The 11,886-nt window shown below is 29.3% G+C and carries 14 protein-coding genes and 1 pseudogene; 13 read left to right on the top strand and 2 right to left on the bottom strand.

Going from position 1 to position 11,886, the window contains the following annotated elements:
* The first annotated feature begins 389 nt into the window (after positions 1–389).
* The 13 genes from N5D46_RS14150 (at position 390) to hemH (ending at position 10,848) form a co-directional block, all read left to right on the top strand.
* Positions 390–686, top strand: coding sequence for a hypothetical protein (locus N5D46_RS14150; protein ID WP_280050385.1), 297 nt, complete (start codon positions 390–392; stop codon positions 684–686).
* Between the two features lie 108 nt (positions 687–794).
* Positions 795–1,259 (top strand): WYL domain-containing protein, encoded by a 465-nt coding sequence (locus N5D46_RS14145; protein WP_280050384.1) that lies wholly within the window; start codon positions 795–797, stop codon positions 1,257–1,259.
* Positions 1,260–2,118: 859 nt separating this feature from the next.
* Positions 2,119–2,772: a MarR family transcriptional regulator gene (locus tag N5D46_RS14140; protein ID WP_280050383.1), complete on the top strand. Its 654-nt coding sequence runs from the start codon at positions 2,119–2,121 to the stop codon at positions 2,770–2,772.
* Between the two features lie 86 nt (positions 2,773–2,858).
* A complete protein-coding gene (gene uraH, locus N5D46_RS14135) occupies positions 2,859–3,182 on the top strand; it encodes a hydroxyisourate hydrolase (RefSeq protein ID WP_280050382.1) in 324 nt (107 codons plus the stop codon).
* A gap of 15 nt (positions 3,183–3,197) precedes the next feature.
* Positions 3,198–4,673: a phytoene desaturase family protein gene (gene crtI / locus N5D46_RS14130; RefSeq protein ID WP_280050381.1), complete on the top strand. Its 1,476-nt coding sequence runs from the start codon at positions 3,198–3,200 to the stop codon at positions 4,671–4,673.
* Position 4,674: 1 nt separating this feature from the next.
* Entirely contained in the window at positions 4,675–5,511 is an 837-nt protein-coding gene (locus tag N5D46_RS14125; protein ID WP_280050380.1) for a phytoene/squalene synthase family protein, read from the top strand.
* Entirely contained in the window at positions 5,511–5,963 is a 453-nt protein-coding gene (locus N5D46_RS14120; RefSeq protein ID WP_280050379.1) for a hypothetical protein, read from the top strand. Before N5D46_RS14125 ends, N5D46_RS14120 begins: the two co-directional genes overlap by 1 nt.
* Before the next feature lie 6 nt (positions 5,964–5,969).
* Positions 5,970–6,431, top strand: a complete 462-nt coding sequence (locus tag N5D46_RS14115) for an SRPBCC family protein (protein ID WP_280050378.1) — start codon at positions 5,970–5,972, stop codon at positions 6,429–6,431.
* A gap of 1 nt (position 6,432) precedes the next feature.
* On the top strand, positions 6,433–6,891 hold the full coding sequence (locus N5D46_RS14110; protein WP_280050377.1) for a sterol desaturase family protein: 459 nt from the start codon (positions 6,433–6,435) through the stop codon (positions 6,889–6,891).
* Positions 6,888–7,589, top strand: coding sequence for a lycopene cyclase domain-containing protein (locus tag N5D46_RS14105; RefSeq protein WP_280050376.1), 702 nt, complete (start codon positions 6,888–6,890; stop codon positions 7,587–7,589). The genes N5D46_RS14110 and N5D46_RS14105 overlap by 4 nt, the downstream gene beginning before the upstream one ends.
* The gene (locus N5D46_RS14100; RefSeq protein WP_280050375.1) at positions 7,579–8,136 is read left to right on the top strand and encodes a lipocalin family protein; all 558 of its coding nucleotides are present in this window, start codon (positions 7,579–7,581) and stop codon (positions 8,134–8,136) included. The genes N5D46_RS14105 and N5D46_RS14100 overlap by 11 nt, the downstream gene beginning before the upstream one ends.
* A complete protein-coding gene (locus N5D46_RS14095; protein WP_280050374.1) occupies positions 8,126–9,436 on the top strand; it encodes a deoxyribodipyrimidine photo-lyase in 1,311 nt (436 codons plus the stop codon). The genes N5D46_RS14100 and N5D46_RS14095 overlap by 11 nt, the downstream gene beginning before the upstream one ends.
* Before the next feature lie 383 nt (positions 9,437–9,819).
* Positions 9,820–10,848 carry a ferrochelatase gene (gene hemH, locus N5D46_RS14090; protein ID WP_280050373.1) on the top strand — a complete coding sequence of 343 codons (1,029 nt, stop codon included), beginning with the start codon at positions 9,820–9,822 and terminating at the stop codon, positions 10,846–10,848.
* Positions 10,849–11,220: 372 nt separating this feature from the next.
* On the opposite strand, the gene N5D46_RS14085 is transcribed toward hemH, so the two are convergent.
* Both N5D46_RS14085 and N5D46_RS14790 read right to left on the bottom strand, forming a co-directional pair.
* Positions 11,221–11,736 carry a hypothetical protein gene (locus N5D46_RS14085; RefSeq protein ID WP_280050372.1) on the bottom strand — a complete coding sequence of 172 codons (516 nt, stop codon included), beginning with the start codon at positions 11,734–11,736 and terminating at the stop codon, positions 11,221–11,223.
* Between the two features lie 2 nt (positions 11,737–11,738).
* Positions 11,739–11,886, bottom strand: a pseudogene (locus tag N5D46_RS14790) (transcriptional regulator); the annotation flags it as partial.

The following is an 11,886-nucleotide window of genomic DNA, read 5'->3' as shown; positions in this document are numbered from 1 at the left end:
GTATGATATAACGGACATTTTATGTTATGGATTTTAAAATTTTAAATGTCGTAAATCCAAAAAATAATTCGCAAAAAATAAATTTTGATTTTTTTTGTTTTTTCTTTTAAAATTTCAAGAACAACTGATAATTTTTTTGAAACATGTTTATTAGAATTTTTATAAGCAAAATAGTCTAGAATATTTTTTTGCAACAATTCAAACTCATCATTTCTTGCTAAATCAAAATAGTTATCAACTAATTTTGTAGTAGTTGGATCTATATTTTTAAAGAAAGAATATCAAAAATATTTTTTACTAAATTGTGACTTTAAATAGTTTTGTCTTCATATTTACTTCATTTTTACAACATAAGAAAAATAGTTCCTTTTTTACGTTTGATTCAGTTCGTGCAATTTATTAGAGAAAGTAATAAAGCGAACAAGTTTGTGGGCAATAATGAGATTTCATCTTATTTAGCAATGATTACAGGAGATGAGGCTTTTATATACGCACCCACGACTTTTAGTCGAGATAAAACGAAGATTAAAAATGAATTAGGAATAGATTTAAAATATACTAAATCAAAAGGCTATTTTATTAATTATTCAGAACAAGAATTTTTAATCGAAACATCATTGGATTATTATGAAATGTTTGCCATCATGAATCAAGCGAATGCTTTGCCTGAAATGTTTTTAATCTAAGAAAGAAAACCTTTGGGGGTAAATCAAATTACTGATGTTGTAGATTTTATCAAAGATAAAAAGGTGATTCAGTTTAATTATCTAAAATATGATACAAATTAAAAAGATGTGAGTATTATAGAACCTTTGGCGATAAAAGAAAGTCTTGAACGTTGGTATTTAATCGGAAATGATCATAAAAATAATAATGGATTGCGTGCATTTGGTTTTGATCGAATGTCTGATATAACTTTTCATAGGGAAAAGTTAGCTCCAAAATTTTCAATAGAGGATATTCAAACAAAGTATCAATCGTTATTTGCGATGTTTGATGATGGGGACAAAAGGGTAGAGGAGATTGAATTGGAATTTGACTCTAGCGATGGTAATTATATCAAAAGTTTACCGATTCATCATTCGCAAAAAGTTGAAGATATTCCTAATGGAGTTCGCATTTATTTGAAACTAAAACCCACGCCCGATTTTATTAAAGAAATCATGTCACGAGCGCGGAGTTTAAAAGTAATTAAGCCAGAAAGTTTACGTCAAGAAATTGCTAAAATTCTGAAAGATTCTCTTTTGAGAAATCAATAATTCTTTTTAATTTTTTCGTATTCTGCATGAATAAATTCAGCAACAGGCTTCCATAAATAGACTTGATCATTTATAGTTTCGAAAAATTTTCCATGATTTCTTTGTCCAAAATTAGTCATCTGATTAAAGTCTCCAGTAAATTTACTCCTTCCAATTTATTCATCACATTCCATGTTAAATTTTTGTTTAGAAATTGAATCGTTTTTTTTTAGTTCCAAAAATTTCAAAAGAATAACACTATTTATTACTTTATAGCCTTTCGATAACCAGTTTGGAACACGTTTCATTACTTTTTCTATTTCTTTCTGTTTATCGTGATAAGTTTTATGTATAATATTAGTTTTTAAAAGTTAATTTTTAGGTAATTAATGATTTCATTTGCATAAGTTATTTTTTCGATGTAGCCATCTTCTCTATAATAGATTTCGATACAGAAAGTGTAAAAGTCTTTATTTATCAATGGTGTAGGGGGTGGTGTGGTTAAGTTTATTAAAAATTTAACATATTGTAATAAAATATCTTTACTAATTTTTATAAAAAATGTTTGACTTACTAATAAAATAATATTGCTTGAGCTTCTAACTTGATTTTTTTTCTTTTAAATCTATGGAATTTTAATTGGGACATCAAATAAAAAAGTGAGAATATGTATTCCCCTCTTAATTATAAACTTTTAACGATTATTTAAATTATAATGTTAATATCGACTTCACAAAAATAAATTAGAATTATAATTATAATTATAAAATGACATAGTTTTTAATAATTTTTAATAAGCTCGGATATTATTTTTAATATTTAGTATAATATTATTCTTTATTTGTTTTAAAATGGTATATTTGTAAACTAAATACAAGAAATGAATTTCAAATTAATCAAAGATGTAGTTGATTTAATAGAAGAATTTGAAAAAGAAAATACGTGTAATGCTAATGCTTCTATTAATGATTTTAAAAAGTGGATTATTTTAAATAATCAGCTAGAAAGTTCTTGTGATGTTCCTAATTGGATCGGAAAAGAGAAAATGAGATCGCCTGAAAGTGTTATAAGTACATTGCTTGTTCATATGAATAGGTATGCGAAAAGTTATTCAAAATCTGCTATTATAGGATCGGATTTTTCATCTCAAGAAGATTTTATTTACTTAATCAATTTAAAGGCATTTGGGGAGATGACAAAAATGGATTTGATAAAGAAAAATGTGCATGAAAAACCAGTAGGGATGCAAATTATAAATCGACTAATTGCTAAAGGTTGGGTAGATCAAGCTTCATCTGAGCTGGATAAAAGAAGTAAAGTTATTCAAATTAGTTCAGTAGGTTTAGAAGTTCTTGAAGAACAAATGGATAAAATTAGGCTTGCGACACAAATTGTAGCAGGTAATTTAACTTATGTTGAAAAAATGGAATTAATAAATCTACTTCATAAACTCGAAGAATTTCATCAAGCAATCTATGAAAAGAATTTTGAAACAGAATCTCTATTAAAAGAGGCTTACAAACATATTAATTAAATACAACTAGTATGAAAAAGAGTATATTTTTCTTTCTACTTATCTGTTGTTCGTTGTTTTGTTTTTCACAAACGAAAACATATCAATTGTCCAGTCATATTTTAGATAATTCTACTGGAGAGCCTGCACCATCTGTTTCAGTTACATTACAGAAAATGAATGTGGACAATTCGTGGACTAAGGTAAGTACACAAATTACAGATAAAGATGGTAGAATAGGGAATTTTTTACCTTATGGTCAGAATAATGACGGTGTTTATAAACTCGTATTTCATATTGAATCTTATTTTGATAGAAAAAAGTTGCAAACATTTTATCCTTTTATCGAGATTGTTTTCCATATTAAAGGGGATAAGCATTTTCATGTACCATTGACTGTATCTCCTTATGGTTATTCTACATATAAATGAAGTTAAAAACGAGATATGAAAAAAAGAATAGCTATTATTGGGTCTGGGTTTTCCGGATTGTCGGCTGCTGCTTATGCGGCAAAAGCGGGTCACGAAGTTCATGTATTTGAGAAACATAATCAGCCGGGTGGTAGAGCCAGACAATTTACCACAGAGCAAGGTTTTGTTTTTGACATGGGACCAAGCTGGTATTGGATGCCTGATATTATGGATAAATTTTTTGTTGATTTCGGATACAAAACCTCTGATTTCTATGATTTAATTTCCTTAAATCCTCAGTTTGAAATGATTTTTTCTGATGAGAAAATGAATATTCCTGAAAATTTTGAAGACTTAAAAGTACTGTTTGAAACCATAGAAAAAGGTGCAGGAGTTCAATTAGAAAAATTTATTCAGTCGGCAAAGTACAAATACGAGGTGGGTATGAAAGACTTCGTTACAAAACCTAGTCACAGTTGGTTAGAATTTGTATCTCCCAAAATTGCGAAAAGTGCATTGAAATTAAATTTGCTCACAAACTTCAGAAGCTATGTTGGTAGCTACTTTAAAGATGAGAAGTTACGAATGCTGATGGAATTTCCTGTTATTTTTTTAGGAGCATCGCCAAAAAACATTCCAGCATTGTACAGTCTGATGAATTATGGAGGCTACGCATTGGGTACACATTATCCTATGGGAGGATTTTACCAATTGGTATTGGCAATGCAGAAGGTTGCAGAAAAACAAGGAGCAATTTTTCACTTTAATAAAACGGTTGAAAAAATTAATACGAGCCATAACAAAATATCTTCTTTGCATATAAATGGAGAAAATATATCTTTTGATACCGTAATCGCTTCTTCAGATTATCATCACACAGAAACACTTTTAGAGGAGCGATTAAGGAATTACACCGAAGAATATTGGCAAAGTAGAACTTTTGCACCGTCAAGTTTGATATTTTATTTGGGTATAAATCAAACTATTCCCAACCTCAAACACCATACACTATTTTTTGAAAACGATCTAGACGAGCATATTGATTGTATTTATGGAGTAAAAAAATGGCCAGAAAACCCACTGTTCTATGCTTGTTGTCCTTCTAAAACAGATAAGAGTGTTGCCCCTGAAGGAAAAGAAAATCTGTTTTTGTTGATGCCTTTGGCAATTGACATTCAAGACGATGAAAAAAACAGGGAAAAGTATTTAATAGAAATGCTTTCCCGAATTGAAAAGCATACAGGAGTAAACGATTTAATTTCAAAAATTGAGTACCAAAGAAGTTATTGTGTAAACGATTTTGTACAAGATTATAATGCCTATGGTGGAAATGCGTATGGTTTGGCAAACACCCTTAATCAAACTGCGGTTTTGAAGCCGAAAATGAGAAATAAAAAAGTAAATAATCTATTTTATACCGGTCAGTTGACCGTTCCAGGTCCTGGCGTTCCACCGTCCATTATATCGGGTAAAATAGTAGCTAACGAAATAACCAAATTCAAAACTGAGTAATATGAAACAGCTATTTGACGAACTTTCTTATTCGGTAAGTAAGATAACAACACAAAAATACAGCACAAGTTTTTCTTTGGGTATTTTGGCATTAAAGCCTTCTATCCGCAACGCTATTTACGCTATTTATGGCTTCGTGAGACTGGCGGATGAAATTGTAGACAGTTTTCACGAGTACGATAAAGAAAAACTGTTAAACAGATTAAAAATTGAAACTCAAAACGCCTTAGAAGAAAGGATTTCACTTAATCCCATTTTACAATCCTTTCAGGAAACCGTGCATAAATATGAAATTGATACGGTTCTTATCGATCAATTTCTTAATAGCATGGAAATGGATCTGCAAAAAATTGATTACAACTCAGCATTGTACAATGAATATATTTTCGGTTCTGCCGAAGTAGTGGGCTTGATGTGTTTACAGGTTTTTACGGAAGGAAACAAAGAGAAATTTGAAGAATTAAAACCGTATGCAATGAAATTAGGTTCTGCTTTTCAGAAGATAAATTTTCTAAGAGATTTGAAAGACGATTATCAAATTTTAGGCAGAACTTATTTTCCGAATGTTGATATGGCGGTCTTTGATAATCACATAAAATGCCAAATTGAAAAAGAAATAGAGGAGGAATTTAAAGAAGCTTTAATCGGCATTAAAAAGCTTCCAAATTCGTCTATGTTCGGTGTGTATTTGGCGTATAAGTATTACATTTCTTTGTTTAGAAAAATCAAACGAAAAAAATCCTCAGAAATATTAAATAATAGGGTTCGGGTTTCCAATCCTCAAAAAATAGTTGTGGCTTTTAAAAGTTATGTAAGGTATAAAATTGCGATTATGTAATGAAAATTTTGATGTTATTTTCAACCGTTTTATTGATGAATGTTTTCTTTAAAAATTCAGATTTGAATGAGGTTAGGACGAGTTACAGCAAAGCTGTTCTAGATAAAAAACTATGTAAAAAGATGATTGAGGAATTAGAACTGTCTAAAGAAAAATCGGTGATAGATTTAGCCTATCTTGGTGCTTATCAAACGATTTGGGCAAATCATGTTTTTAATCCATTGAGCAAACTTGCTACTTTTAGGAAAGGAAAGAATAACATTGAATTAGCCATTAGTAAAGAACCTGAAAATGTTGAAATGAGATATATCCGTTTTTCTGTTCAGAAAAATGCACCTTCTTTTTTGAGGTATAACAGTCATTTAAAAGAAGACAAGGATTTTCTTGTTAAAAACAAAAAAAACATCAATTCAGATTTTCTTCAAAAAAATATTGAAACACTCTTAAAGTAATTAATTATGAAACATGAATTATACAGAGAACAACAATTGAATTGTGATTTACAAACCGCATGGGATTTTTTTTCATCACCGATGAATTTATCAAAAATAACCCCAAAAGATATGGAATTTAACGTGTTATCTGAACAAAAAACAAATAAAATATTTGAAGGAATGATAATCGATTACACGGTTTCACCATTGTTTGGCATTCCCTTGAAATGGAAAACAAGAATTACAGAGGTAATTCCCAATAAGAGTTTTACGGATTTTCAGGAAAAAGGGCCTTACAAATTATGGAACCATCGCCACGAATTTATACCCAACGAAAAAGGTGTGTTCATGATAGATAAAGTTGATTATGAACTGCCTTTCGGACTTTTAGGAAATTTAGCCCACGCTTTATTTGTAAAAAAGAAATTAGAAAAAATATTTAATTACAGATTTCATGTTTTAGAAAACCTCTTCAACAAAAATTAAAATGAAAATAGTACTTGTTATACTTGTTTTTATACTGATGGAAGCAGCTACTTGGCTTATTCACAAGTATATTATGCATGGATTTTTATGGGTTTTACACCGAGATCACCATGACCATAGCAACGATGGTGAATTAGAAAAAAACGATTGGTTTTTTGTGATTTTCGCAATCCCCACTATTGCGCTGATGTATTTTGGGTCATTAGAAAATTTCAATTATTTGTTTTTTATCGGCTTGGGAATTATGCTCTACGGCATGGCTTATTTTTTTGTACATGATATTTTTATTCATCAACGGATAAAGTTTTTCACACACACTAAGAACGCTTATTTTTTAGCACTTCGCAGAGCACATAAGCAGCATCACAAACATTTAGGAAAAGAAGAAGGAGAATGTTTTGGTTTTTTATATGTGCCGTTGAAGTATTTCAAAATGTATTTTAAATCGGCTAAATCATGATGACTTATACTTATGCCCTCATATTGTTTTTCACTATCATCATTTGCTTTATAGCATCTTTTGACAAAAGAATTCAATTCAATCTTCAATTTGGTTCATTCCTAAAAGCTGCCATTTTAGTAGCTATTCCTTTTATTGCTTGGGATATATGGTTTACGGCTCATGGAGTATGGTGGTTTAATACCAATTATACTCTTGGGATTAATTTTTTTGGTTTGCCTTTGGAAGAAATTTTATTCTTTATTTGCATTCCGTTCTCTTGCATTTTTACCTATTACACCATTGATAAATACTACAAATTGGAAGCCTTAAGTGCTTTTAATAATTTATTGCTTTTTGTAAGCATTATTATTTTGTCGGTTGTCGGCTTATTGCATACAGACAAAATTTACACCCTCATTACAACAATAGTTACGATACTTACATTGATCTATTTGCATTTTATTGCTAAAGTAGATTGGCTTACTAAAGCATCTTTGGTTTTTATGCTTCTTATGCTTGGTTTTTTTCCGGTTAATGGGGTATTAACGGGTAGTTTTATTGAAAATCCGATTGTTAATTATAATCCAAAAGATTTTTTGGGAATCAGAATGGGAACTATACCAATAGAAGATGCTGTGTATGGATATACGCAATTTCTTTTAGTTCTCTATTTTTTTAAACAATTTAAATCAAAATCTCATGAAAATGAAAAATAAAATACTATTGAAAACAGCTTGTATAGGATTGTTAATACTTTCCAATTCATGTTCCTCTATTCCTAAAAAGGCTGAAGCTGTTCGAAATTTTGAAGTTGATCGGTATTTAGGTACTTGGTTTGAAATCGCTCGTTTAGATTTTCGTTTTGAAAAAAACTTGGATAATGTCTCCGCTAACTACACTTTTGATAAAAAAGGAAATCTGATGGTTTCAAATAGCGGATTTAATAAGGATAAACAAGTATGGAAGCAAGCTATAGGTAAAGCAAAATTTAGAGACGGTAAGCAAATAGGAAAGCTAAAAGTAAGCTTTTTTGGACCTTTCTATGCTGGTTATAACGTAATTGCTTTGGATAAAAACTATCAATATGCATTGGTTATAGGTAAAAATCTAAATTACTTATGGATTTTATCTAGAACAAAAGATATTCCTGATAAAATTAAAACAAACTTTCTTGCATTAGCTTCAGAAATTGGTTTTGATATATCGAATTTGGTTTGGGTAGAACATAATCGAAATGATAATCCATTTTTAAATGAAAAATAAAATTTCCATTTTTTGGTTTCGAAGAGATCTTCGTTTAGAAGATAATGTTGGACTGTACCACGCTCTTTCATCTGGAGTTCATGTGTTACCTATTTTTATTTTTGATGAAGGTATTCTACGACAACTGGATGACAAGAAAGATAAGAGGGTGGATTATATTCATCAAGCGCTTCAAAAGATTAATAATCAATTAAAATCCTTTGGGACAAGTCTCCATGTATATTATGGTGATCCTTTCAAAATCTTTCAGCAACTTTCTACAGAGTTTGCTATTCATTCTATATTTTGTAATCGTGACTATGAACCTTTAGCAATTAAAAGAGATACTTCTATTTACAATTATTTTAAGTTATATAACATTTCGTTTAAAGCATTTAAAGATCAAGTAATTTTTGACAAGAAAGATATTTTAAAGAAAGATGGTTCTCCTTATACAGTATATACTCCGTATGCAAAAAAATGGAAACAGATTTTGAAAACTGAAGATTATAAATGTTATAAGCCTGATTACAGTAAATTTTTGAAAACAGAATTCAAAACGATTCTTTCACTCAAAGAAATTGGTTTTTTAAAAACATCAATTTTATTCAAACAGCCAAAGCTAGATAAGGAAATTATTCAAAATTACCATAAATATAGGGATCATCCTGCTTTACAATGTACGACCCAATTAGGTATAGCTCTTAGATTTGGAACGATTAGTGTAAGAAAATGTGTTGCATTAGCGATAGAGCTAAATGAAACATGGCTAAATGAATTAATTTGGCGAGAATTTTTTATGCAAATACTCTATCATTTTCCATATGTTGTTCACCAACCTTTTAAGGCTAAGTATAATGCTATTAAGTGGAGGAATAATGAGCAGGAATTTAATCTATGGTGCGATGGGAAAACAGGTTATCCTATTGTAGATGCAGGAATGAGAGAGCTTAATCAAACTGGTTTTATGCATAATAGAGTAAGAATGATCACAGCAAGTTTTTTATGCAAACACCTACTCATAGATTGGCGTTGGGGAGAGGCTTATTTTGCTTCAAAACTAAACGATTATGATTTGTCTGCAAATAATGGTAATTGGCAATGGGTTGCTGGATCAGGATGCGATGCGGCACCTTATTTCAGAGTTTTTAATCCAACTCTTCAGACAGAGAAATTTGATAAAGAATCTCTTTACATTAAAAAGTGGGTATCAGAATTTGAAACTGATGATTATCCTTCTCCTATAGTTGCTCATAATTTTGCTCGAAACAGAGTTTTAAGCATTTTTAACGAAGCATTAAGAAGTAAAATGAAAGAATAATAATGATTTAAAATATTAAACGATTATAATATATTTTTCTACATTTTCTGCTTTTGAAGAATTAATATCAAAACTTCACTACAAGGTATCTACATCCATACTGAAATTTCAAGCTGGATTCAATTAAGCACCTTATTGTCTTTAGTAAAAGTGAGGTTTGTAAAAACTTTCTATCAAAGATTTAGATTAAAAATAATGAATAATAAAAACACTTATGGACAAGAGTATTTTGATTGTTATAAAACAATTATAAATATTTCCGATTTGTAAATGTTGTAATGCATTAATATACAAATTTCATTTAAATTGTAAATAGAGTTGCATGTTTATACATTTTTTTAATTATTTATTAAAAAAAATTAGTAACCATAAAAGTAAATAAATTGAGTAAAAAAGGAATATTATTAGTTAATTTAGGATCACCTAAATCTACGTCCGTAAATGACGTAAAAGAATATCTTGGAGAGTTTTTAATGGATGAAAGAGTTATTGACTATAATTGGATTCTAAGAACACTTTTAGTAAAAGGAATAATTCTAAATACAAGACCATCAAAATCCGCACAAGCTTATGAGAAAATTTGGACAGATGCGGGATCTCCTTTAATAGTCATTACTGAAAAAATAAAAAATAAATTACAAAATATTGTTGATATTCCTGTTGAAATAGGAATGAGATATGCTGAACCTAGTATAGAAAATGGAATTTCTAAACTAGTTGAGAAAGGAGTCAATAAGATTGTACTATTTCCATTGTATCCTCAATATGCTATGAGTACAACAGAATCTGTAGTAGAGAAATCAGAAAAAGTAAGAAAAGAAAAATTTCCATTTGTTAAAATAAATTATGTGGAACCATTTTATAATAAAGATATATATATAGATTGTCTTGTTGAAAGTATAAAAGACAAGTTTTCGAATGATTTTGATGGGCTGTTATTTTCTTACCACGGTATCCCAGAAAGACATATTTATAAAACAGATCCTACAAGGACTTGTAATTTAAGTGACTGTTGTGATAGAGAATTTAATCCAAGTCATCAATTCTGTTATCGTCATCAATGTTTTGAGACAACAAAAAAAGTTATAGAAAAATTAAATTTATCTCGTGAAAAAACAATTGTTTCATTTCAATCTAGACTAGGAAAAGATAAATGGATTGAGCCATATACAGATTCTACTTTAAAAGTTTTACCATCAAAAGGAATAAAAAAATTGGCAGTTGTTTGCCCTGCATTTGTATCTGATTGTTTGGAAACTCTAGAGGAAATAGCAATGGAAGGAAAAGAAATATTTATTGATAATGGGGGAGAAGCTTATGAGTATATTTCATGTCTAAATGATAATGATTCATGGATACATGTAATCAAAACTTTATGTGAAGAAAAAATAGATGATTTTTATTTATTATAATCTTAAACATTTAACAATTATAGATTAAATTCAAATATTCTACATAGACTTTTAATTGTTAAAAGTGATTCTATCAGTTATTAGTATGCTATTAAGCTAATAGATCTAAATTTTGCATATAAGATTCTTAAAATGTTTTTAAAAGATTAGCTATTTACAGAGAAGTGTATATAAATCAAAAATATTAATATAAGAATGGTTCTGTTACAAAAGGATTTATAATAGAACCATTTTCATTTTTTACAAAACAATTGCTAAGCGCAAAGCGAAAGAAATTTATATATCAAATTGGTATATAGTTTCAAGAACAATGTTTATTATTGTTGTTCTTATAGTTTGTTATTTACTTCTGGCAAAATGGAATGGGAGAAACTATAATGCAGGGTTATTATTGTCTGTATCATTTTCGTAATGAACAACGGCTTGTTGTAATTCTCGAACAGTTGACCAAGGTGGGGTTGCTTTTGCTAAATCATTGTCTAGAAATTCTCCATTAGGATCTAATTTAAATCGAATTGCACCCATTCTAGTTTCATCATAAACACCTAATAAATAATCAATATCATACAATGTTTTAGCTTTTTCGCCATTAATTTTTGATAATTGAACTTCACGTCTTTTCATTAAAGTTCGTCCCCAAGTATCGGGCATACTATCTAAAAAGACTCCAAAGTTTTCTTTATTATTTGCAAATTGTAGACCTGAGAAATAGCTTAAATCAGGATCAATTAAGTGTTGTTGACCCGATTTTAACCATTGTTTATCGTAAGAAAAACTAAATGTTTTACGTCCTTTTGCTTGATGAGCTGATAAAATACCCATTAATTGTGGTATTTTAAAATCTTCCCAATCTGCGTAAACATATATGTCAGTTTTGTTAATAGCCATTTTTATAACAATTCTATATCTTGTAATTTTCTACCAAATTCATCATCTGCTGCTAGTTTTATGAAATCATCTTGTAGACCTAATACTCTTAAAACATAAAAATAAGCTCCCATTGCAACACTAGATTCTCCTTTTTCTATTAAAGATAGT

This window comes from Empedobacter sp. GD03865 (assembly GCF_029840775.1).
Classification (GTDB): domain Bacteria; phylum Bacteroidota; class Bacteroidia; order Flavobacteriales; family Weeksellaceae; genus Empedobacter; species Empedobacter falsenii_B.
The sequence above is the reverse complement of the archived record's forward strand: the minus strand, read 5'-3'. Positions and strand labels throughout refer to the sequence as shown.